At 45.3% G+C, this 23,569-nt stretch carries 23 protein-coding genes and 1 riboswitch; of the genes, 4 read left to right on the top strand and 19 right to left on the bottom strand.

The window, feature by feature from the left end; all coding sequences use genetic code 11:
- Positions 1 to 147: 147 nt before the first annotated feature.
- Positions 148 to 1,707, bottom strand: a complete 1,560-nt coding sequence (locus NST25_RS09505) for a fumarate hydratase (RefSeq protein WP_076191426.1) — start codon at positions 1,705 to 1,707, stop codon at positions 148 to 150.
- A 102-nt stretch (positions 1,708 to 1,809) separates the two neighbouring features.
- On the opposite strand from NST25_RS09505, the gene yfbR reads away from it, so the two are divergent.
- A complete protein-coding gene (gene yfbR, locus NST25_RS09500; protein WP_143762727.1) occupies positions 1,810 to 2,415 on the top strand; it encodes a 5'-deoxynucleotidase in 606 nt (201 codons plus the stop codon).
- An 83-nt stretch (positions 2,416 to 2,498) separates the two neighbouring features.
- On the opposite strand, the gene thiH is transcribed toward yfbR, so the two are convergent.
- From thiH to NST25_RS09470, 6 genes are all read right to left on the bottom strand, one after another.
- The gene (thiH, locus tag NST25_RS09495; RefSeq protein ID WP_339190338.1) at positions 2,499 to 3,614 is read right to left on the bottom strand and encodes a 2-iminoacetate synthase ThiH; all 1,116 of its coding nucleotides are present in this window, start codon (positions 3,612 to 3,614) and stop codon (positions 2,499 to 2,501) included.
- Positions 3,615 to 3,647: 33 nt separating this feature from the next.
- The gene (locus NST25_RS09490) at positions 3,648 to 4,415 is read right to left on the bottom strand and encodes a thiazole synthase (protein ID WP_038569684.1); all 768 of its coding nucleotides are present in this window, start codon (positions 4,413 to 4,415) and stop codon (positions 3,648 to 3,650) included.
- Between the two features lie 55 nt (positions 4,416 to 4,470).
- Positions 4,471 to 4,674 (bottom strand): sulfur carrier protein ThiS, encoded by a 204-nt coding sequence (gene thiS, locus NST25_RS09485; RefSeq protein ID WP_038569682.1) that lies wholly within the window; start codon positions 4,672 to 4,674, stop codon positions 4,471 to 4,473.
- Between the two features lie 38 nt (positions 4,675 to 4,712).
- Positions 4,713 to 5,315 (bottom strand): thiamine phosphate synthase, encoded by a 603-nt coding sequence (locus NST25_RS09480; RefSeq protein WP_339190337.1) that lies wholly within the window; start codon positions 5,313 to 5,315, stop codon positions 4,713 to 4,715.
- Between the two features lie 116 nt (positions 5,316 to 5,431).
- Positions 5,432 to 5,533: riboswitch (TPP riboswitch) on the bottom strand.
- 87 nt (positions 5,534 to 5,620) lie between these two features.
- A complete protein-coding gene (locus NST25_RS09475) occupies positions 5,621 to 6,493 on the bottom strand; it encodes an SDR family oxidoreductase (protein WP_038569678.1) in 873 nt (290 codons plus the stop codon).
- Positions 6,494 to 6,730: 237 nt separating this feature from the next.
- On the bottom strand, positions 6,731 to 8,842 hold the full coding sequence (locus tag NST25_RS09470; RefSeq protein WP_340393853.1) for a GDSL-type esterase/lipase family protein: 2,112 nt from the start codon (positions 8,840 to 8,842) through the stop codon (positions 6,731 to 6,733).
- Between the two features lie 248 nt (positions 8,843 to 9,090).
- Here NST25_RS09470 and NST25_RS09465 point away from each other — a divergent pair, with 248 nt between their 5' ends.
- Positions 9,091 to 9,975 carry an AraC family transcriptional regulator gene (locus tag NST25_RS09465; protein ID WP_339190333.1) on the top strand — a complete coding sequence of 295 codons (885 nt, stop codon included), beginning with the start codon at positions 9,091 to 9,093 and terminating at the stop codon, positions 9,973 to 9,975.
- A 75-nt stretch (positions 9,976 to 10,050) separates the two neighbouring features.
- Here NST25_RS09465 and NST25_RS09460 read toward each other — a convergent pair whose 3' ends face one another.
- The 4 genes from NST25_RS09460 to citZ all read right to left on the bottom strand — a co-directional run bounded on the left by NST25_RS09460 (position 10,051) and on the right by citZ (position 14,184).
- Entirely contained in the window at positions 10,051 to 10,479 is a 429-nt protein-coding gene (locus NST25_RS09460; RefSeq protein ID WP_036678923.1) for a hypothetical protein, read from the bottom strand.
- Positions 10,480 to 10,606: 127 nt separating this feature from the next.
- On the bottom strand, positions 10,607 to 11,548 hold the full coding sequence (mdh, locus tag NST25_RS09455; RefSeq protein WP_076100099.1) for a malate dehydrogenase: 942 nt from the start codon (positions 11,546 to 11,548) through the stop codon (positions 10,607 to 10,609).
- Positions 11,549 to 11,628: 80 nt separating this feature from the next.
- Positions 11,629 to 12,924, bottom strand: a complete 1,296-nt coding sequence (gene icd / locus NST25_RS09450) for an NADP-dependent isocitrate dehydrogenase (RefSeq protein ID WP_340393851.1) — start codon at positions 12,922 to 12,924, stop codon at positions 11,629 to 11,631.
- Positions 12,925 to 13,071: 147 nt separating this feature from the next.
- Positions 13,072 to 14,184, bottom strand: a complete 1,113-nt coding sequence (gene citZ / locus NST25_RS09445) for a citrate synthase (RefSeq protein ID WP_036678915.1) — start codon at positions 14,182 to 14,184, stop codon at positions 13,072 to 13,074.
- Positions 14,185 to 14,580: 396 nt separating this feature from the next.
- Between citZ and ytvI the strand changes: the two genes are divergently transcribed.
- The gene (gene ytvI / locus NST25_RS09440; protein WP_076124908.1) at positions 14,581 to 15,696 is read left to right on the top strand and encodes a sporulation integral membrane protein YtvI; all 1,116 of its coding nucleotides are present in this window, start codon (positions 14,581 to 14,583) and stop codon (positions 15,694 to 15,696) included.
- Positions 15,697 to 15,785: 89 nt separating this feature from the next.
- On the opposite strand, the gene NST25_RS09435 is transcribed toward ytvI, so the two are convergent.
- Genes NST25_RS09435 through NST25_RS09425 form a run of 3 tightly spaced genes read right to left on the bottom strand, consistent with a single transcriptional unit; the run spans position 15,786 to position 17,932 of the window.
- Positions 15,786 to 16,184: an FxsA family protein gene (locus NST25_RS09435; RefSeq protein ID WP_076124906.1), complete on the bottom strand. Its 399-nt coding sequence runs from the start codon at positions 16,182 to 16,184 to the stop codon at positions 15,786 to 15,788.
- Entirely contained in the window at positions 16,181 to 16,708 is a 528-nt protein-coding gene (locus NST25_RS09430) for a thioesterase family protein (protein ID WP_340393849.1), read from the bottom strand. Before NST25_RS09430 ends, NST25_RS09435 begins: the two co-directional genes overlap by 4 nt.
- 39 nt (positions 16,709 to 16,747) lie before the next feature.
- A complete protein-coding gene (locus NST25_RS09425) occupies positions 16,748 to 17,932 on the bottom strand; it encodes an MFS transporter (protein WP_036678905.1) in 1,185 nt (394 codons plus the stop codon).
- A gap of 127 nt (positions 17,933 to 18,059) precedes the next feature.
- On the opposite strand from NST25_RS09425, the gene NST25_RS09420 reads away from it, so the two are divergent.
- The gene (locus NST25_RS09420; RefSeq protein ID WP_076301303.1) at positions 18,060 to 18,761 is read left to right on the top strand and encodes a G1 family glutamic endopeptidase; all 702 of its coding nucleotides are present in this window, start codon (positions 18,060 to 18,062) and stop codon (positions 18,759 to 18,761) included.
- Positions 18,762 to 18,947: 186 nt separating this feature from the next.
- Here NST25_RS09420 and pyk read toward each other — a convergent pair whose 3' ends face one another.
- The 5 genes from pyk to NST25_RS09395 form a co-directional block, all read right to left on the bottom strand.
- On the bottom strand, positions 18,948 to 20,366 hold the full coding sequence (pyk, locus tag NST25_RS09415; RefSeq protein ID WP_038569666.1) for a pyruvate kinase: 1,419 nt from the start codon (positions 20,364 to 20,366) through the stop codon (positions 18,948 to 18,950).
- A 330-nt stretch (positions 20,367 to 20,696) separates the two neighbouring features.
- Entirely contained in the window at positions 20,697 to 21,698 is a 1,002-nt protein-coding gene (locus tag NST25_RS09410; RefSeq protein ID WP_036678900.1) for an acetyl-CoA carboxylase carboxyltransferase subunit alpha, read from the bottom strand.
- A 1-nt stretch (position 21,699) separates the two neighbouring features.
- Positions 21,700 to 22,593: an acetyl-CoA carboxylase, carboxyltransferase subunit beta gene (gene accD / locus NST25_RS09405; RefSeq protein ID WP_076124903.1), complete on the bottom strand. Its 894-nt coding sequence runs from the start codon at positions 22,591 to 22,593 to the stop codon at positions 21,700 to 21,702.
- Positions 22,594 to 22,665: 72 nt separating this feature from the next.
- The gene (locus NST25_RS09400) at positions 22,666 to 22,854 is read right to left on the bottom strand and encodes a hypothetical protein (protein ID WP_036678895.1); all 189 of its coding nucleotides are present in this window, start codon (positions 22,852 to 22,854) and stop codon (positions 22,666 to 22,668) included.
- Between the two features lie 146 nt (positions 22,855 to 23,000).
- The gene (locus NST25_RS09395; protein WP_036678892.1) at positions 23,001 to 23,501 is read right to left on the bottom strand and encodes a phosphatidylglycerophosphatase A; all 501 of its coding nucleotides are present in this window, start codon (positions 23,499 to 23,501) and stop codon (positions 23,001 to 23,003) included.
- Positions 23,502 to 23,569 lie beyond the last annotated feature (68 nt).

Below are 23,569 nucleotides of genomic sequence, written 5' to 3'. Positions count from 1 at the left end.
CTTTAGACAGGCAAAAACGCCTTCGGCGTTCCTTAAGGATCATTTATAGTCTGGACATATAAATCCTTATAATTTGATTAAAACCCATGGAAAAGCCATTCAGAGAATCTGCCCTCCTCATGACTTATCCACCGGTTGTAACCCCATTTATTTAAACACTGGCTCCTTGAATTGAGTCAATTTAGCTGCAGAATCTTTTTCCACATCCGCATGCAGACTGTTGCCGTGAGCATCCATCGTCACAATCGCTGCAAAACCCTCCACATCGAGATGCCACATCGCCTCAGGAATACCAAATTCCATAAAATCAACAGCGTTGACCTTCTTAATACACTCAGCATAATACTGGGCGGCTCCACCAATCGCATTGAGGTATACCCCGCCGTGCTCCTGCAACGCTTTTAACGTTTTTGGACCCATACCACCTTTTCCGATGACTGCACGGATTCCAAATTTTTTGATGATATCGCCTTGATAAGGCTCTTCACGAATGCTCGTAGTTGGGCCCGCAGCTTTTACATGCCAGCCTTCCTCATCTTTCATCATCACAGGACCACAATGATAAATCACAGCCCCTTCCAGATCTACCGGAGACTCATGATCCATTAAATATTTGTGCAAAGCATCACGGCCTGTATGCATTTCACCGGATAAAATAACCACGTCTCCAACACGCAGACTACGGATATCCTCTTCACTTATCGGCGTTGTAAGACGTACTTCCCGCGACTCAGAGGCCGGGCTGTTAGCTCCCTCAGCAACTACTGCTTCAGATTCATGTGCCCCTTCATCATCTACAGATATCCCTGTACCACTCTCATACAACCAATCCTCTATATTGCCTGTGGATGGATCAACCAGCACCCCTTGGCGGCGGAAGGCCCAACAGTTATAAGCAACGGATACGAAAAAGCTAGCTGGCAGACGATTCATTACGCCAACCTTACAGCCCAGCAGCGATACTTCACCACCAAAGCCCATCGTGCCAATTCCAAGCTTGTTAGCATTCTCCATAATATAGTCTTCCAGCTTACTAAGGTCTTCTATTGGATTAACATCCTCCACTTTGCGGAACAGCTGCTTCTTAGCCAGCTCGTAGCCAGTCGTACGGTCACCGCCGATACCCACGCCAATAAAACCGGCACTACATCCTTGTCCCTGCGCCTGATATACCGCGTGTAAAATACATTTACGGATTCCGTCAAGATCCCGACCCGCTTTGCCGAGTCCTTCTAATTCTGCCGGGAGACTGTATTGAATATTTTTATTCTCGCAGCCTCCACCCTTCAGAATAAGTCTAACGTCTATTTTATCCTCTTCCCATTGTTCGAAATGAATGACTGGTGTGCCTGCACCCAAGTTATCTCCGCTATTCTCACCTGTTAATGAATCTACAGAATTGGGACGAAGTTTACCATTCTTGGTCGCTCGTACAATGGCATTATGAATATCTTTTTTCATCTCAATCTGATTGATTCCCACAGGGGTGTGAATGATAAATGTAGGCATTCCCGTATCCTGACAGATCGGAGACACTTGCTGCTCAGCCATTCCGATATTTTGCGCAATCGTGGTTAAAGCAAGACCGGACCGGGTAGCCCTGTCTTCCAGCGCGCGACCTTTTGCAACTGCCCGGCGTACATCTCCCGGCAAATTCGTGGAAGTTTCTACGATAAGGTTATAAATACTGTCTTCAAAATGCTGCATCTTCATTCAAGCTCCTCTCGGCAGTTCCAGGTTATCTAAAGTTTGATACAATTAGTATAATAATATCATACCTAGCACCGCATGAAAGGGGTTACTTTAAAATTGAGCTACCATTTTTCTGCCTATCTATATCGTCTTCAGTATATTCAGCGCTGGAGCTTGATGCGCAGCACCGCACCGGAGAACGTCGCTGAGCATTCTTTTCATGTTGCATTGCTCACACATATGCTCTGTTCCATCGGTAATGTTCATTTTGGACGTTCACTAAACGCGGAACGAGCAGCAACCATAGCTCTGTTCCATGATGCCAGCGAAGTGTTCACAGGTGACATCGCCACGCCGGTAAAATACAACAATCCTCGCTTGCTCACCAGCTTCCGGGAAATGGAGAAAGTTGCGGCTGATCGCTTAACTGGAATGATTCCATCAGAGCTGAAAAGCATCTACACTCAGCTTATACGACCGGAAGACAGCCCTCCCGATTCGGAGGACATTCTGCTGCACAGCTATGTGAAAGCCGCTGATCGGCTGGATGCTTATTTGAAATGCGTATGGGAAGTTGCTGCAGGAAACCGAGAATTTGCCGCCGCGAAGGAGCAGACAGCAGCAAAACTTCGTGGGCTTGACCTGCAGGAAGTGGATTATTTTCTGACTCATATGGCACCGAGTTTCGAAATGTCTCTCGATGAGCTCTCTGCCGGAAACTAAACACCCTCTATACAATAAAAAATGGACCTCCGCATGAATCTCGCAGGGGTCCATTTAGTGATTAATAATTGATAATACAAGCGTTACGTTGTTGATTCGGTCAGGATATCCCAGTCTTTAAAAATGGGCTGCAAACCCTTCGTATATAGCATTTCCGTAATCTCCTGCACACTACGGCTATCGGATATTTCGAATTGCGGAGTTCCCCCTGCATTAGTGTGACCGCCCACCTCAGTAGTGACCCCGGCTGACATCTTTGTTATTCCTAGATGAATTAAATGATCGCGTAGAGAGGCAGGCTCTCGTGTAGATAAAGTAATGCCCGAACGGGGTAAAAATAACCGGTATGCCAAAATAATCTGCACTAGCGATCGGTCGGTAACATCACACTCCGGGTTAAATTCCCCTAAATAAGGCCGAAACCGTGGAGGTGACAGACTGATCTCGCAATCTGGATACCGATCCTGCAAATAGCGGGCATGCATGGCACTTTGGAATGCCTCTTGCCGCCAATCATACATCCCGAGCAACGTACCAATATTCACAGAACGAAAACCTGCCTGACAGCCGCGTTCAGGTGCATCCAGGCGATTCCGGTAGTTTCTTTTAGGCCCTTTAACATGCAGCTTTCTGTAAGTCTCCTGGTGGTACACCTCTTGGTATAGTGTTAATCCATCCACCCCTGCTTGAAGAAGCTCTTTATATTCTGCAGTTGATAGAGGATTTATCTCAATACTGACAGAGGAAAAAAATTCCCTAAGTACATCTACACAATCCTTAATATATGAGACAGGATTCTCCCGGCGCGATTCACCAGTCAAAATGAGGATATGCCGCAGACCTGTAGCTGCAATCTTCTCAGCCTCCCTGCGAACCTCCTCCAAGGACAGCTTTTTACGCGGAAAATCATAAATGGAGCTGAAGCTGCAGTAGGTACAATGATTCACACAAAAATCCGCAAGATACATCGGTGTGAACAGCTGCATCGAATAACCAAAATGTGCACGGGTCAGTCGCTGTGCAGCCAACGCCATCTCCTCTAGCAGCGGCGTTGCTGCCGGAGAGAGCAATGCCAGCAAATCATTTTCGTTCAGCTTGTCTTTTCCAAGCGCCCGCCTAACGTCATCCTCCCGGAACTCCTTCCACAGCTGCTCATAAGGATACTGCTCCAAGCGGGCCAGTGTGTCAAAAAAGCTCATGCTAATCTTCCCTCCTTTCGTGACCTATCAAATTCAGTTCAAAAATCCAGTCAACGGTGACGAAGCAAAAGCAACTTCTTCTACAGGACCGAGTCCTGCCAAATAAGCTTTGCGGCCAGCGGATATCGCCTCGCGGAACGCTTCCGCCATGACGAGCGGATTACGTGCCGTTGCAATAGCCGTATTAAGCAGAACAGCAGCGGCCCCCATCTCCATTGCTTCCGCCGCTTCCGAGGGCTTGCCAATCCCGGCGTCTACAATAATCGGCAAATTCACTTCTTCAATAAGAATACGCACAAGCTCCTTAGTGCGCAGGCCGCGATTCGTCCCGATCGGCGCACCAAGCGGCATCACAGCAGCAGCACCGGCATCTCTCAGACGTAAAGCAGCCGAAAGGTCCGGACTCATATATGGCAATACTACAAAACCCTCCGCTGCTAAAATCTCTGTAGCTCGTATGGTCTCCAGATTATCTGGAAGCAGGTATTTCTGATCATTGATCACTTCGATCTTGACCCAGTTCCCCAGTCCCGCAGCTCTTGCTAATCTTGCAATACGGACTGCCTCTTCCGCTGTACGCGCTCCTGAGGTATTAGGCAGAAGAGTCATGTGGCCGGGAATGTGGTTCATGATATTTTCTGCTCCACCTTGCGGGTCCACTCGGCGAAGCGCTACAGTAATCACCTGAGAACCAGAGCTTGCGATCACTTCGGGGATCAACGTATTCCGGCTATATTTTCCGGTTCCGATAAATAATCTACTGGTTAATTCGATACCGCCAATATGTAACGGGTCATGCATGAAATTACCTCCCTTTGGTTCTTATAAATTTCTCAAAATTCTATACCGCTCCATCTCAACCCCCACCAACAAAGTGCACCAGTTCCAAACGATCATCCTCGCTCAGAGCAGTACTTTCATAATTCTCCTTACTGACAATTTCTCCATTCAGCTCAATGATCATCAGACGACCTGACCACTCAGGAAGACTGATCAAATCAGCTATAGTTTGAATACCACCAGAACACTCTGCGGATTTCCCGTTAATCAACAGCTTCATTCTGAATCACCCCCTTCGCCCGTGCTGTTACCTCCAGGCTATGAATGAACCGCCTTATGAATAGCTTTGGCGGCCTCATAAGGATCATCCGCTCCGCAAATACCGGACATCACAGCAACTCCTGCCGCACCTTTCCTGATGATCTGCGCCGCATTAGCGGGGCTAATTCCGCCAATCGCAATTACAGGAATAGAGCTGGTCTTCACCGTTTCTGCAAGCAGCTCTAACCCACGTGCGGGCAGCCCTAACTTGCTATCCGAGGGAAATACATGACCAAACAAGCAATAATCAGCTCCCTGCTCTGAGGCATTCGCCGCTTCTTCCGGAGAATGAACCGATCTCCCCAGCCGAAGCTGAGGTGCAATTCGCCGGGCTGTACCCGGACTCAGACTGTGCCAGGCCAACTGAACCCCCGCGGCACCAGCTGCCAAGGCTACATCTATTCGGTCGTTGATTATCAGTTTGGTAGCGGGCATACCGGCAGCCAACAGCTCCTGTGCCGCAGCGAGTAGTTCGTGTGCAGGACATTGCTTATCTCTCAGGTGAATATAATCGACCCATATCTGCACCGTGACAGCTAGTTCAACAAAATGTCTCAGTTGCAGCTTGCCGTCTGATATTAGATGGATCTCAGCTTGCAATATCACGATCTCCTCTCTCACTTCCCTATAGGTCAGTAAAAAACAAAAAAACTGCCTCCCGTAAGGAAGGCAGTCAGAATCTGTATATAGACGGCACTATAAATAGCCCGATAACAGAAATTCGTCCTCCACTTCCCTACGCTGGTCTTAACCAGATCAGGTTCAAAGGGTCCGGAAATCCATTCCGTCTCAGCCAATCGGCACCCCTAGTGACATAAATATACAATTTTAAAATGCTAACGTGGTTTATAGTAACATATTTTTTTATTGAAATACACCCATTTATTCACATTAGCTGTACTGATCTAACCGTTTACTACCTCGCCACCATTTACATGAATAACCTGTCCAGTCACATAACTGGAATCGTCAGAGGCCAGATATACATAGGCTGGTGCCAGCTCTTCTGGTTGTCCAGGCCGTTTCATAGGCTGTGTACCTCCAAACTCGCTAACCTGTTTTGCATCAAAGGTAGAGGGAATCAGCGGTGTCCAGATTGGACCTGGTGCAACACCGTTTACCCGTATGCCCTTCTCTGCCAGATTCGTGGACAAGGATCGTGTGAAGCTAAGAATAGCTCCTTTAGTTGATGAATAGTCCAGCAGCTGCGGGCTTCCGCGATAAGCGGTAATTGAAGTTGTATTTATAATGGTAGATCCTGCTTTTAAATGAGGCATAGCTGCTTTTGTTAAATAGAACATCGCAAATATATTCGTACGGAAAGTACGCTCAAGCTGCTCGGAAGTAATATCCTCGATCTTAGCTTGCGGATGTTGCTCTGCCGCGTTATTGATGAGAATATCAAGCTTTCCTAAGCCCTCCACCGTCTGTTTAATAAGATCCTTACAGAATTTCTCGTCACCGATATCACCTGGAATTAGGATACATTTGCGGCCTTCCTGCTCGACCTGACGTTTAGTTTCCTCTGCATCTGAGTGTTCATTAAGATATGAAATGACCACATCAGCGCCTTCTTTAGCAAAAAGCACAGCAACTGCACGCCCAATTCCGCTGTCTCCACCGGTAATTAATGCCGCCTTGTCTTGCAGTTTACCTGCTGCTTTATAATTTGCCGGCTCGTATTTGGGCAGCGGCGTCATTTCACTCTCAATCCCTGGCTGATGATGCTGCTCCTGTGGGGGTAAGGTTTTTGTAGCTTGTTTATTGTTGCCTGACATCTTCCCTATCTCCTCTCGTTAAGCAAATTGATAGTTAACTGATCGTCTTAGGATGGCACAACTATGCACGTTTATACGCTGGGTTTGTCATTTTCTTAAATTGCTTTACGAATCTTACTTACCACAATGAAAGTAGAAATAAACAACCGTGAGAGATACACTGCTGTAAGTGGAGAGGAATTCACTGCATACAAATAGACACAGCATCGCTGCTGTGCCTTGAATTGTTCACCCTGACTATTTTAGAGAAGAAACATGATTTTCTGCATTCACTTCATGTTCCAGCACCCACATAAAGTACAGAGCTTTGGCCGCTTTCTCCCGGGTCACTATAGCTTTAGGTTCTAGTTCTGTCCCATTGACCATTTCGCCTCTGGCAATCCCCACTTCAGATCTAATGAGTCCTAATTCATATGCACTTTTCACTTTTGAAATTAAATAAGGAGAAATGTCCGCTGTATCAACAAGCTGCGTCCAGGATACAAGAGGATAGTACATCGCACCTCTAGCTCCTGGCTCCAGATTCGAATCATAGCCAGGATCTCCTGGCACTACTGCTATGCCGTTATAATCAGTCATGTACTTAGGTTTATTAGCAAACTTTATTTGGTAAACGTCATAGAGAATAGCACCCATCGTTTCACGTGACAGCTTACCTTTCGGATAATAGGCAAGATCTGATCTTTCCACTTTCATTAACTTAGAAATACTGCGTGTGAATTCAGCAACTGTCATCACCGTATCCGGATTAAAATTTCCTTGACGGTCTTTGCCCATTACTCCCAGCTGGATTAATTTCTCAATTTGATTACGGTAATAAGCAGCTTCCCCAGTCGTCGTATCATTCGTTATTTCCGGAAAAATCTTACCCCAGTTCCCTGTTAGTGCCGCATGCTTAACGTTCCCTTTAAGGTAAGCAGTAATGGAGGCAGCAGTAGAATCGCCAGTAGCACCTTTCTCTACAAGCTCCGTAACAATCATCCGCGAAAATTGTTTGGAGAGCGCTTCTTTAAAATGAGTCCCATCGACTTTCTTTGAAGGATGCCCGTTAGCGTAACTTCCGTCATTTGTTTTGCCTGGCGTTTCTCCGGCTTCAATTGACATGAAGAGGGATGTTATTGCTTCTACACCGATCTCGTTATAATATTTCAGACTTTCCGAGTTAAGGTCAATAAGTGTAACTCCAGATTCATCTGCGACCCGTTTAAGAATATCTACAAACTTTCTTGATTTAAAAGAATTTTCATAGATATATCCCGGACTTGCATTCCCTTTAATTCTGGACATTGGGGTTACCAGTACTGGTATCATACCCCGGGCTTGAATCGCAGGGAGATAGACTGCTTTAAGGTAATTTTCATACATTGCTTCTGTCGAACCTCTGCCGTAACGTCTGAACTCATCTGCGCTCTCATCATTGTGTCCGAATTGAATAAACACATAATCCCCAATGCTGCCATTCAGTAAAATGTCGTTCAGTCGACCTTCTGTATAGGCATTTTTAAACGAGCGTCCCCCCATGGAATAGTTAGTTACACTCAATTTATGTTGATTAAACATACTGCCAATAATCTGGCCCCAACCACTCATTGGTGCTTCGTCGAAGGTGTAGGACTTGACCGTAGAATCTCCAAGTATAAATAAATTCGGAAGAGCTCCAACTGCTCTATGCTGAGGCAAAATCGGTTCCAGTATGATCTCCTCAATCCCCACAGCTGTGTTCACTTTGTTCGGTTCGATCTCAATATCTATATGGTCACGGCCGTTTACATACGTATAAGTCCACTCTTTCCCTTTGGCTACAGCCGTATGCTTGACGGGTACAAGCTTTGCAGCGTCCCAATGTCCACTTTTCAACAAGCGGCTGGTCTGCATTCCGGATACTGACACGATCCCATCCTCTGCGTCAGAAGTCGTTTTTACATATACGTTGTAGGTTCCAGGGGGAGCATCCATTCGAAACGCCATTCCGTAGTTGTTATAATTATCTTTCTCAGATTTAGGTTCAGCAAAAAAAATAGGTTCTGTGATGAAAAAACCTGTTCCATCGGATGTAATTGAGTCGGTGTGCACTTCTCTGGCGGGTAAAGCGTTGGTCTCTTGAACAAAACCATAACCTAAAGATGAGTCATACAATTGTGCACCGCGATTAGGATCATACCTAACGGATTGATATCCTGTTTTAACTTGGTTTGTAAAATTGAACTTGTATACGCTTGCAATTTGGGTTGGAGGTTGCCACTCTGCCCCATCTTTTATAAAGGCTGCCTCTGTTGTACCGTGAGTAAGAGTCAATGAAGCCATTAGTAAAGAAGATAAGATTAGTATATTCCTACACAACTTTCCCACTTCATTACACTTCCTTCCGTTTCTCGAAATACTTCCCTAGGTTCCTCCATTATCCCTGTTCTCTAAAGTGATTCAAATGATGATTTCATTCTTTTTTTTGACCTTTTGTAAAGAAAACTATGGAATGATCAACGGCTCGCACTGCAAAACGGTCATATGTATAGGTATCCTTGATATAATTAAGAACATCCCTATTGATCCTAAGGAGGAGAACTCCTATCGCTTACAAAGTCAGCTTTCCGAACATTATGAGTACACTGCAGCTGATCGGTGTTCATTATCGTGTAGCAGAACCTGGGTGGGCATACCCTGATCATCATCACAAAATCTTCGAACTATTGTATTGCTACGACGGCAACTCCCATCAATATGTAGAAGGAAGTTCCATTGCCTTTGGTAAAGGAGATTGGTTAATTATTCCACCTGGCTTACGTCATTATGTAGTTAATTCTGGCCTGAGCAACTATATCTACCTCTCCTTTCATTTCGATATTGACGATTTAAAGTTTCGTGATTGGTTTCAGTCTCAAGCTGTACAGAAATGGAATAACCAGCAAATGCAGCATTCGGGATTAAATCACCAACTGGAACATTTGGATGAATTTATTAAGAACAATATTCTCGCCACGACGGCCTCCACTGGATTTCCCGAGGAAATTGAAGAAATGATTCTTGTAAAAGAAAGGCTTCGTTTGCAAGCGATCATCCTGATGATTTTGACTGAACTCATTGATGTACAGCTCTCGAATTCGGAGAATTCCAACGCAGCGCGACAAGCAAACTCTTTGTACGAGGTGGAAACTGCTCATCAGATCGAAAAATATATTGCAGCCAATATTCATTTGCCGGAGCTCACGGTTAATTTGATTACTGAGCAGCTTTGCTTAAGTCGGGTGCAGTGCCATAAGTTGTTTACAAAGGTATATAAGATATCTCCTAGGCAGTACATAACTAATCTAAGATTAAAGAAGTCAAAACATTTGCTGCTTCATACCGATTTAAAAATACAGATGATTTCTGAACAACTCGGGTTTGCTTCCCAGAGCCACTTCAGCCGACAATTCAAACGATGGACGGGTGTTTCTCCGTTAAATTACCGGCCGAAGTCTTATACGGATCCTATCAGGGATTAACGGAATGAAGATAAATTACCGGAACATACGAAAAACCCGCTCTCCATTACGGAGGCGGGTATAATTCGCTGTAAATTAAACTATGTCGTTAAACACCATAAAGAATACCATCAATAGCAATGACACCGTAAGTAGTGCACTAAGTGTGCGCAATTTGCCAGTCTCTGCGCTAACGTCGCGGTTCTCACGAATTCCAGCTGCTGCAAGACGCAAAGGCTTGCTCATAATACCGCCAAGCGCAAACATCGCTAGCAGTAACACAACAACAATAATCATCCACGCTACTGAATAATCACCTTTGGTCATCATGTAACCGCCTGTAAGGAGTTGGATCACCAATCCATACTGCGCAAAACGATTAAATCCGGTTACTGCACTTAACGTTCCTTCTTTAGCCCCAGACGACAGTTTCTCTGCACGTCCTAGGATGAAGGGTAGCACAAGGTAGAAGCCAAGTGCCAAGGTTCCGATCATATGTAAGAAAAACAAAACGTTCCAATCCATAACATATCTCCTCCGATTTAACTGTGATAATAGTTACATTTAATTATACCCATTATTGCTTAAGAAGAAAAGGAAACCCCCATTTTAAGTGAACAAAATGGGGGTTTCTTCATACCTCTGTCACAATCTATACAGTTAGCACAGCTGTTACGCTACGCACGGATTCAGCAGACTTATCTAAAGCCGCTTTTTCCTCAGCTGTAAGCTCCAGTTCAAAAATTTTCTCGATACCATTGGCACCAAGTAACGCCGGAACACCCATGAACAGGTTATCGTAGCCATATTCTCCTTCGAGCAAAGCGATAACCGGAATGATCCGTTTTTTGTCCTTCAAGATAGCTTCCGCCATCTGAACTAAAGAAGCCGCTGGTGCATAATAAGCACTACCATTCCCTAAGAGGTTAACAATCTCTCCGCCACCCACACGTGTACGTTGCACAATCTCATCAATACGCTCCGCAGATATCAATGTATCAATTGGAATGCCACCGACACTGGAATACCTTACGAGCGGTACCATATCATCGCCGTGTCCGCCTAATACGAAACCACGTACATCTTCAACAGATACCTTCAGCTCTTGTGCAATAAACGTGTTATAACGGGCTGTATCCAGCACTCCGGATTGTCCAATTACGCGACTCTTCGGAAAACCCAGCGCATTAAATGCCGCATAGGTCATAGCGTCAACTGGATTACTCAGAATGATTACGATGGAATCTGGTGCTACACGTTTTATGTTCTCGCATACCGACTTCACAATACCTGCATTGGTGTTCACGAGATCATCGCGACTCATTCCAGGTTTACGGGCAATCCCTGCAGTGATGATTACAATATCTGAATCCGCAGCATCTTCATAGCTTGAGGTTCCTGTAATTTGACTGTCAAATTTCTGTACAGGACCTGCTTCCAGCATATCTAGTGCCTTCCCCTTGGTTGTGTTCTCCATTTGTGGGATATCAAGCAGCACAACGTCACCAAGCTCCTTTTGAGCAAGCATAAGAGCTGTAGTAGCCCCAGTAAAACCGGCACCTACAACTGTAATTTTATAACGTTTGATTGCCAAGGATTCTCCTCCTAGAACGGTGTCGGTATAGCTTGTATTAGCTAAACTTCAATATATTCAGTTGGTTGAGCCAGCCTATCTTAGAGGTGATTAATAATCTCGTCGGCAAATGCAGAGCATTTCAGTTCAGTTGCGCCTTCCATCAGGCGGGCAAAGTCATAAGTCACGGTTTTGTTATTAATAGCTGTTTCCATACCTTTATAAATCAGATCTGCTGCTTCCTGCCAACCCAGATGCTCCAGCAACATTACGCCGGACAGAATCACGGAACCAGGGTTCACAACATCTTTGTCTGCATATTTAGGTGCGGTGCCATGAGTGGCTTCAAAAATCGCATGTCCAGAAATATAGTTAATGTTCGCTCCAGGAGCGATACCGATACCGCCGATTTGCGCAGCAAGCGCGTCAGACAGGTAATCCCCGTTCAGGTTCAAGGTAGCAATAACATCAAAATCAGTCGGACGAGTCAGAACTTGTTGCAATGCGATATCCGCAATGGCATCCTTGATGATAATTTTGCCCGCAGCTTCAGCATCCTTCTGAGCAGCATTGGCAGCAGCTTCACCTTCACGTTCTTTAATCACATCGTATTGATTCCAAGTGAAGACCTTATCTCCGAACTCTTGCTCAGCAACTTCATAACCCCAGTTTTTGAAGGCACCTTCAGTGAACTTCATGATGTTTCCTTTGTGCACAAGCGTTACGCTCTTGCGTCCGTGTTTGATCGCATATTCAATAGCAGCGCGTACCAAACGTTTTGAACCTTCGGAGGATACTGGTTTGATACCAATACCAGAAGTTTCAGGGAAACGGATTTTGTTAACTCCCATCTCTTTTTGCAGGAATTCGATGACTTTTTTCACTTCAGCAGAACCTTCTTGATATTCAATCCCTGCATAAATATCCTCCGTATTCTCACGGAAAATAACCATATCCACCAGCTCAGGACGTTTAACAGGAGAAGGAACCCCTTCGAAATAACGAACTGGACGCAGACATACGTACAAATCCAACTCTTGACGCAAAGCTACGTTCAATGAACGAATACCGCCTCCGATTGGAGTCGTAAGTGGACCTTTAATAGCTACAAAATATTCACGGATTGCCTCCAAAGTATCACTTGGCAGCCATTCGCCATATGTATTGAAGGCTTTTTCGCCAGCAAAAACTTCGTACCAAGCGATTTGCTTTGTGCCGCCATAAGCTTTAGTTACTGCTGCATCAAGTACGCGTTTGGAAGCCTTCCAAATATCACGGCCTGTGCCGTCACCCTCGATAAAAGGAATGATTGGATGATTAGGAACCTGCAGTTTACCATCTTTAATTGTGATTTGTTCGCCTTCTGTTGGCAGATCGAATTTTTCTAGTTTCAACATTTGAGTGTATTCCTCCTAAAGTTTTGTGGGATTTAATTTCTCATGGACAAGCCTCGAACAAAACTCTCTACGTATGAATATGCATTATTGCATATATTCTAGGGTTCATTCTACTAAACTTTAGGAGCAGCCCGCAAGGCTGCCCTTCTATCTTTCGTCTACTGGAACGTATTTCTGTTCAATCATACCTGTGTATTCTGCACGTGGCCGGATAATACGGTTATCTGTATATTGCTCCAGAATATGTGCAGTCCAGCCTGAAGTCCGGCTAATTGCAAAGATAGGAGTGAACAGCTCACGTTCAATACCCAGCTGTGTATAAACTGATGCCGAATAGAAATCAACATTCGGTTTAAGTCCCTTTTGTCCGGTAATCAATTCCTCGATATTTACGGACATATCATACAGCGTAGTATCATTTTTCATTGTGCCAAGTTCAAGTGACATTTTCATCAGGTGTTTAGCACGTGGATCACCATTTTTGTATACTCTATGTCCGAAGCCCATGATCTTCTCGCGGTTATCCAGCTTCTTACGAATATAAGGTTCAACCGCTTCCAAACTTCCGATCTCTTCAAGCATCTTCATAACGGCTTCATTCGCCCCACCGTGAAGTGGACCCTTTAGTGCGCCGATAGCGGAGGTCACGCCGGAATAAATATCGGACAAGGTTGCAACCGTAACTCTGCCTGCAAAAGTTGAAGCATTCAGCTCATGGTCCGCATGAAGCACAAGTGCGGTATCAAGCGCTTTAACAGATACACTGTCAGGCTCTTTTCCCCATAACATATACAGGAAGTTCTCGGCAATCGAGACGCCTTCTTTAGGAGCCACAGGTTCCAGACCTTTGCGAATACGCGATAGGGCCGCCACAACCGTCGGGAGCTGTGCCTGTAGTTTTACTGCTTTAATCTCGTTAGCTTCTCTACTCATATCGTCAGCCGCTTCATCATAGAGAGCAAGGCTTGATACAGCAGTCCGCAATGCTGCCATGGTGTTGGTGTCTTTTGGATAGAGCTTCATTTGCTCGATGACTGGCTCAGGAATCCGTGCGAAAGCACTGAAATCCCGTTTGAGCGCTTCCAGCTCTGGTGTTGTTGGTAGACTGCCAAACCACAATAAATAAGCGGTTTCTTCGAAGGTAGCATTTTCTGCGAGATCATCAATATCATAACCACGGTAAGTGAGTACCCCATCCACAATAGAGCTAATGGATGAAGTTGTTGCAACGATACCTTCCAAGCCTTTGGTAGCTGTCATAGCATATCTCTCCTTTGCCAACAAGGTATAAAAAGCATTCTCGTTTTCATGTAAACATTTCCAATTTAAAGCATTGAAAAATCTAAGAGTGCAGTTCAAGGACATATCCGGCGAGGATGTTGTCTGACTTTCGTAATCGAATCTTTATTCATCATACTGGATTTTGTCGGTTATGTGAACAATGTGGAAGCTTTGCAGCGCATCAAATGATTTTATCACAGAGATAGAAAAAAACTTCTAAACCCTTGATTCACAGTTGAGATTTTAGTTTATAGCATCCGGTTCAGCCCAATATTTATCCCGTTTCCTAGTCTTTAAATAGGTTCTATGAATATATATGAAGACGAGCTTTTATTCCCCTGCATCCGCAGGAATGAAGGAGGTGTAGATCTTCGTATGGACCGATTAGCATTAAAAAGACTGCTGCGCGGCCTGTGGGTCGTTCTGGCTACCTCTATCCTCCTGCTGGCAATCTATTTATTGCTTCCGCTGTTATACCCCCTCCTGCTCGCTTGGTTGCTCGCTTATATCATGCATCCACTAGTGTTGATTCTTAAAGGCCTTAAGCTCCCAGCGTGGCTGGCGGTGTCGCTCTCGCTGCTATTTTACATAGGCGGAACCGCACTAGTACTGACCGCGATGATTACAAGGCTAGTGAAAGAATTGATCGTGCTGCTGCAGACCTTTAATCTTCATACGGACCAATGGAGAGAGCTTCTGCTGTCCTTGAGCCAGAATGCAAGCATACAGAATATCATTAACCAGATAAATCAGTTCTACCGCGACAATCCTGACTATCACGCCACCATTGACAGCAATATCAGCAGAACAACGGAAACCGTTGGTTACGCAGTTACGCAAGTGGTGACCGGATTTTTTAATGTGATCTTAAAGCTGATCTCCGCTCTACCCAGTATGGGTACAATTCTTATCGTGGTCGTTCTCGCTGCCTTTTTTATTAGTACTAGCTGGGAAAGACATAATGCCAAACTCACAGGCTGGCTGCCAGCCCCATTCTTAAAGCCGGTATCGGGTATCTGGCGGGATCTGCGAAAAGCTCTCTTCGGCTATCTCCGGGCTCAGCTAATCCTGATCTCCATTACAGCGGTCATTGTCGTGATCGGGTTGCTGCTCTTGGGTGTAAAATCTGCTTTCGCTATTGGCTTAATGATTGGTTTTGTGGATCTGTTGCCTTATTTAGGGGTTGGAATCGTAATGATTCCGTGGGCGTTATACTCTTACATGACAGACAATCTGGCACTGGGGATCGGACTTACTATCCTATATGCCGTTATCCTTGTAACCCGCCAAGTGCTTGAGCCGAAAGTGCTCGCCAGCAGCATTGGGCTTGATCCCCTTGCTATGCTGGTCGGCATGTTTGCAGGTTTGCAGCTGTTCGGTATGCTTGGGCTGATCATCGGTCCCGTTATTCTAGTTATTCTTGTAGCCTTTAACCGAGCAGGTGTATTTCACGCATTACACAGCTATATTGTCAGCGGAAGACTAAGATAATAAACAATACCCTACAATACTTGGAATAGCAAAACAGAGCGGGCTCCTATCAATGACAGGGGCCCGCTCTGTTTTTGTTTTGATTATGACTAGCGGCGGTAAAAGGTGAAGGTGCCGTTTTTCATCTTTTTCTCAATCCACTTCAGCAAAAATATACGATACAAAGGCCGAGTCAACGGAAACACCAAGGAGAAACCTACAATATCCGTTATGAAGCCAGGTAAGATCAGCAGTAAGCCACCGAAAAAAATGCATAGGCCATCCAGCATCGTCCGGCCAGGAACGCGTCCCTCCTGCATATGTGTTCTGCTGTCTTGCAGCACTTTATTCCCTTCGAAACGCATCATCAATAGTCCGATAACCGAGGTCGTCAACATAAGCAGCAGCGTTTTGAATGCTCCAAGTTGATCTGCTACAAAGATAAAGCCGAATAATTCCACGGCAGGAATGATAAATAATGCAGCCCACAACCATTTGCTTCTAATCATACAGAACCCCTTTCTTCCCGCAGCGCTCCTTTAATCGCGTGAAACAGCTCCGGAAGGGCTCTATCCAGCCTGGCAGGCTTCCATTCTCGATTCACCCAAACATGATTTGTCGAGCCGGTAACCAGCAGTTCCCCGGGGAGGTCCATCGACCGCAATTGTCCCAAAGTAGCCGCTGAACCCTCTAAATTCCTACCTTCTGCTTCCGAGAGCCTCCGCACCTGATACTCAAATGCGACTCTTAACGCCGAAAAGGTAGTCATTCGCGCATACACGGAGATAAGATCATCATATCGCGCCGGACTTTTAAATTGCAAATCGGCTGAGGTAACAGGCAGCAGCACTCCCTGATTCTCAAGCTCACGATAAGTAAAGCCAAGCTGACGTAACAACTCCGTACGGCCAGACTCAAACCAGTTCAAATAATTCGCATGATACACTACGCCCATCTGATCACTTTCCTGGTATCGAACACGCAGGGTAGACTCATACCACCGGCTTTGCAAGCCGTCTTGCTGTAATTCCATTTATAAATACTCCTTTCGGCATAGGCAGCAGGGAGAGCTTTAGGCCCGGGCCCCGTCTGAAGATAGCTTTGTCGTCGATAGTTTGCTTCGGGAGCTTCTGGCGACATAAAATAGCAGCATCGCTCCTGCAATTGAACTCAACATACAAGACAGGTTCATCACTTCTACGCCGCCTTGATTGAGCAAGAATCCATTTAATAAATTGCCAACAACACCGGCAAAACCCGAGAACACCATATTAAAAACACTTTGCCCAGTCGCCTGCATCTCGTTAGAGGTGATCTGAGATACATATTCAACGGCAGCAATATAAAAGAACCCGAATGACAGGCCATGCAGTACCTGCACTCCAATCATTACGGATGGATAAGGGAAAGCCACCTGAATACCCCACCGCAAGACATAAATAAGTGCGCCAAGGAGCAGCGTCCGCTCGCGCCCCAGCTTTTTGATTACCTTGGAAGCAAACAGCATGGAGGGCACGTTCGTTACAGATGCGAGGAAAAGCGCAATTCCTGCATAACGAGTTGAACCTCCAACCGACTGAAACGCAATGACGAAGTAGGTTCCAAAAGCAGTCATCGTCTGGTTCACAAGAAAACTGCCACCCAAAAACGCTAGGAACACCCGATTCCCCAGCAGCTTTTTAACCCCCTGAGAAAACGATTGCCGCATCATATGATTCTCTTCTGCCTGCTTCGGCAGCGTCAATGCAATAAGAACCGCAATCAGATTAAACATAAGAAAGGGCAGCCATATCGTGGATACAGAGAAGGACGATACATACAATCCGCCTAAATAGGCTCCCACAGCCGCTCCAATGCTCATCATAAGCCTTATACTGCCATAAGTAGCCCCAGCCCTCTTCGCCGCTGAAATCGCGTAAGAATCGGCTATAGGCGCCTGTGTCGAGGAAAAGATTGTAGAGAGGGTATACACCAGCAGTAACACTATAAAATATTCCGAACGGTAAAAGACGGCTAATAAAGCCGGTATCGCCACACTTAGGATTAGTACCAAACGCGTCTGATTATACCGATCCGAGACAATTCCCCATATTGGCTGAATCGTGATCGCAATTAGCGTGCCTGTTGCCATTAGTATACCTATCTGCCCGCTATCAAGTCCATTGTGGACAAGCAGCAGCGTTAGATATGAGCCAAATGAACCGCCGGCCAATCCTAAAAACAGATAAAAGCCACGCAGCTTTGATAATTTTTCCATTTTAAGCTACAAATCCTCTCCAGCTTCTTAATCAAGCATTGTACTCTCTTATATTTTAGCAGAACACCCGTACTTCCTATGTAATCACCGCATTTAATATAGCAGTACTATAAAGGCGGTGGACAAGTTGAATAATAAGCAAAATTCTAATCGGGTCAATCATCCATGTCTAAAAGACAAATCTAATTCGAACAAATTTCAAAGCTCCGGCTTCGGCTGGTCTTCAACAAACTGGAGCGGATATACGATCACTGGAAAAAAGGGGGCTTTTAACCGCATTGCCGGTGAATGGATCGTTCCATATGTAAAACCAACCTCTAAACCTTCCTATTCCTCTGCTTGGATTGGTATAGACGGTTTCAAGAACAGCAGCCTGATCCAAACGGGTACAGGCCATGAATTCGTAAATGGCCGTGCCCGGTATTACGCTTGGTGGGAAATCCTTCCTGATGTCGAAACGGTAATTCCCCTTCCAGTGAGCCCTGGAGACCATATAAAAGCGAACATCACGAAGGTAGGCCGCAACAAATGGACGATTACGCTCCGCAATTTGAGCCGAAATTGGATTTTTCGAACATTACAGCGATATACCGGACCACAAACCTCTGGTGAATGGATTATGGAGGCTCCCGAGGTAGACGGCTCGATCGCAAAGCTGGCGCGTGTCTCCCCTACTTGCTTCTATTGCTGTCGAATTAATGGCAAAAGTCCAAGGCTCACTCTCAATATGGGAGGAATCATGGTGCAAAATAACGCTACTATCGCCGTTCCTTCTTGTCCAAACCATCGTGGGGATTCTTTTACTGTCAAACGAACATACCCCAAATAAAAATACTCGAACCTATCATTCAAGATTTGTTACTAACAGCATAAATGGATTTAACATAATCTTCAATCGAATATGTTGATAAACACGAAAAAAAGGGCTGCCTCGCTTGTAGATTTTCACTACAGTTGAGACAACCCTTTAATTAAGCTTTATGGAACCTGCTAAACAGGTGAAGCCAATCGAGAACTACTCGATTGTGCTTACTTTTACCAAGTTAGTGGAACCAGAACGTCCAAGTGGAATTCCTGCAGTAATCACAACTAGGTCACCAGTTTGAACCAGACCGGAATCCTTACCACCTTTGATTGCTGTTTCCAGCAGCTCATCTGTGGAAGATGCAACTTGTCCGAACACTGGCGTTACGCCCCAAACGAGGGACAATTGACGCATAGTTCTTTCTTGTGTTGTAACGGCAATGATTGGTGCTTTAGGACGGTATTTGGAAACAACGCGTGCAGTATGACCTGTTACAGTCGAAGAAATGATAGCCTTAGCGTTCAGATCCAAAGCAGAAATTGCAACGGATTGACTGATTGCTTCTGTAACTGTAGTTTCTTGTGCAGTTTGTTGTTTCATGAAGATTTCATGGTGGTTCAGAGCGGATTCCGCTTTCTCAGCAATGCGGGACATTGTAAGTACGGATTCTACTGGATATTTACCAGCAGCAGTTTCTCCGGAAAGCATGATTGCATCTGTACCATCTAAAATAGCGTTTGCTACGTCACTTGCTTCAGCGCGAGTAGGACGTGGGTTGCGTTGCATGGAATCCAACATTTGTGTAGCTGTGATTACTGGTTTACCAGCAACGTTACATTTTTGAATCATCAATTTTTGAGCCAAAGGTACATCTTCAGCTGGGATTTCAACACCAAGGTCACCACGAGCAACCATCAGGCCGTCAGAAGCTTCTAAAATTTCATCAAGGTTGTCAACACCTTGTTGGTTTTCGATTTTGGAAATGATTTGGATGTGAGAAGCGTTGTTTTTCTCAAGCAGCTCACGAATTTCCTGAACGTCGCTAGCTTTGCGAACGAAGGAAGCGGCGATAAAATCGATGTCCTGTTCGATACCAAAAAGAATATCGTTGGTGTCTTTTTCCGTAATACCCGGCAAGGAGATGTTTACTCCTGGTACGTTAACGCCTTTCTTGCTCTTAATCGTACCACCGTTTACAATACGGGTCTTGATTTCTGTACCTTGAATGTCGACAACTGTCAAACCAATCAGACCGTCATCAATAAGGATTGTGGATCCTACTTGAACATCGTTAGGAAGTTCGCTGTACGTGATGGAAATACGATCTTGATTACCAAGGATCTCTTCCGTAGTCAGTGTCAGGTACTCGTCCTGAACAAGTTCAATCGGTTCTACTTCCAGCTTGCCTGTGCGAATCTCCGGTCCTTTAGTATCGAGCAGGATAGCAACTGTTTTGTTCAGTTCCTTAGATGCTTGACGGATCGTATTGATCCGAGCACCGTGCTCTTCGAAATCGCCGTGGGAGAAATTCAGACGGGCCACATTCATACCAGCCAAAATCAATTTTTTGATATTCTCCAACGATTCACTCGCAGGTCCGATCGTACATACAATTTTACTTTTCCGCATTAGGTTTTCCTCCGTTTTTTCGTTCTCTCTGTCTCACTTTTTCCAACTACAAAATCTACTACAAGGCTAACTAATAAAATAGGAACTTTGTCACATGTGCCTTTAAGTACGCCCTTATGAATATTACTGCAAACCAGACACAAAATCAATGTTGTAGGCACTTTTGGGTGTAACTTTAAGTCGAATTTTCTGTAAACATAAAAAAAATTAAAATAATCCCGTTAGTGGATCGAGATTATTTTAATTCCAATAAATTGTATATTTTACACTATATCCAAAAGACCCACTAAGTATAGCTATATGTCTTAAAGTGCAAATGATTTTGCACTTTTACACTTCTGACTTCACTTCTTCTTCAATAAAAATTTGTTCCTGCTGAGCCTCTGCAAACTCACCAATTTTACGGAATTTACGGTATCGATCATCCTTCAATTCCACTGAGTTCATCTGGGTTAGCTCCTGCAGATGCCGCCATAATGCATCCTTAATCGCCGCTGCTGTTGCTTCGTAATCCCGATGAGCGCCGCCTTTAGGCTCTGGTACGATCTCTTCTATAACTTCCATCTCAAGCAGATCAGCAGCCGTTATCTTCATGGCTTCTGCCGCTTGATCAGCCTTCGAAGCATCCTTCCACAGAATAGAGGCCGCTCCGTTAGGAGATATCGCCGAATAAATGGCATGTTCCAGCATGAGCACTCTATTCCCAACCGCCAATGCCAGGGCGCCACCGCTTCCGCCTTCACCGATGACCACACAGATTACAGGAACACCAAACTGAGACATCTCGCGTAAATTACGGGCAATCGCTTCGGATTGACCTCTTTCCTCGGCTGTGTTGCCTGGGTATGCACCTTTCGTATCCACGAAGGTAATAATGGGACGTTTGAACTTGTCCGCTTGCTGCATCAGACGCAGCGCTTTACGGAAGCCCTCAGGGTGTGCACTGCCGAAGAATCGTAAAATATTCTCTTTGGTGTCTTTACCGCGCTGCTGGCCAATAACTGTAACCGGCAACCCATTTAGTTTACCGATGCCACCTACAATAGCAAGATCATCCCCAAACATCCGATCACCGTGGAGTTCAATAAAATCAGTGAAGATCTGCCCCATAAGATCAAGGGAAGTCGGACGTCCTTGATGTCTAGCCAAATGCATTTTTTGCGAAGGAGAAATATTAGAATATATCTCTTCCTCCAGCACACGGTATCGTTCTTCCAGCCTAGCTACCTCGTCCGTAAAATCAATACCCTTCTCTTCGCCAAACTGCTTCAGTTCAGCAATCTTCTTGCGCATTTCTACCAGAGGCATTTCAAAAGGCAACTCTCCTGCCAACCTAAAATCCCCCTTTCACGTCATGCAGCTCCAAAATTTTAGTCAATGTAGCGCGCATTTCTTTGCGGTGCACGACCATATCAAGCAACCCATGCTGAAGATTAAATTCAGCGGTCTGGAAATCATCCGGAAGCTTCTGGCGAATGGTCTGCTCAATGACTATACGTCCTGCGAAACCAAATACCGCTCCAGGCTCTGCAATAATTATATCACCAAGGCTGGCAAAACTCGCAGATACTCCACCGGTAGTAGGATCCGTAATTATCGAGATGTAAAGACCTCCAACCTCGTTAAAACGAGCCAGCGCAGCGCTGGTCTTCGCCATTTGCATTAGACTAAGAATACTCTCCTGCATTCTCGCTCCACCTGAAGTAGAGAAAATAAGGAGTGGAAGCTGTTGCTCTGTGGCCTCTTCTATCGCACGGGTGATCTTCTCCCCTACTACAGAGCCCATGCTGCCTGAGAAAAATTCAAAATTCATCACAGCTACGATGACCGGATGGCCACCAATGGAACCCTGACCCGTAATTACGGCTTCAGTTTGTCCAGATTTCAGCTGCTGTTGCTCCACTTTGGAAGCGTAACCCGGAAATTTCAGCGGGTCGATAGAATACATTTCACTGTCAAACTCAATAAAGCCCTCAGGGTCTAATGTCATTGCAATGCGCTCCACAGCATTTAGGCGCAAGTGGTGACCACAATTAGGACATACCTTTAGGTTCTTCTCTAATTCCTTACTATACTGGATCGTTCCGCATTTATTACATTTGCTCATTAATCCTTCAGGGATTTCACGTTTGGGGCGTTCGCCTTCCGCAGGCCCGCCGCTCCGCTCCAGACGTTCTGAAGGAATAGTCGCGTACTTCCGTTTCTTCTGAAATAAATCTTTGAACACACCCGCACCTCTTCAGCCGTTTATTTGCGTTATGCAGCTTGCCGCTGTCATGACTTTTGTCTTGTAAGAAACTCAGGGATGCAGAATAAGATTAAGGACTTCCTGTACTTCCTCCAGCTCACCTGAAGGAACCAATATCTCAAACTGCTGCTTGGACATATTGATTGGACGGCATTCTACCAAAAAACCTTCTTCTGTCAGCTTACTCTTAATCATATCCGCCACTCTGGCGGTCGGCGCGATATATATTACCGTCCACATGCCCTGCAAGGCCTCCCCAATCTTAATTCCCAGCCGTATCCCGTATAATGGAATTATGATAACACAGTTTTCTTTTTTCCCGCAACAGGAGTAGGGCATAGGAAGCAAGACTGAGGAACTTGTTCAAACGAAATAAAGGGGCTCAATTATTCCTTGTCCGTGCCTAAAGGATATACTTTTGCCCCTTCATGCCGATGAGCAATTCTGGCGGAAGCGGCGGCAGCAATGCCGGCAACAAGGTCATCCAAGAATACATGAATCCTACCTTTATCATCGTTCAGTTCACCAATGATTCCAAGCTTTATTTTGTCCAAATACCCAAAACCTGTCAGTCCGATCATCCCATATACCCCTGTAATACCAAGCGCCAGAGTCTCGTCCGCTCCGTAGAGGGATTCATCAGCCTCCATTACCGCCTGCAGCGGCTGTGGAAGCAGTTTTTTCTCGGCTAATTCATCAAGAGCAACACCTGTCATTAAAGTATACTGCACTTCTCTTTTGCCCAAAACAGACTTGACGCTGGACAGACATTCATCCTTGGTTAAACCAGGATAATAAACCGATTGTAAAATATATACAATTTCAGCAATGGAGGAAAGTGATACACCTCTGCGTTCCAACAGATCTACTGCCATTTGATAGGACATGCTGCGACTCCCCTTTCCGTACAGGGATGTGCCCTGTGGTTTCCTAATGTATGCGGAAAAGGGGAGAA

Source organism: Paenibacillus sp. FSL E2-0190, from assembly GCF_037992965.1.
GTDB classification, from domain to species: domain Bacteria; phylum Bacillota; class Bacilli; order Paenibacillales; family Paenibacillaceae; genus Paenibacillus_AQ; species Paenibacillus_AQ odorifer.
The sequence above is the reverse complement of the archived record's forward strand: the minus strand, read 5'-3'. Positions and strand labels throughout refer to the sequence as shown.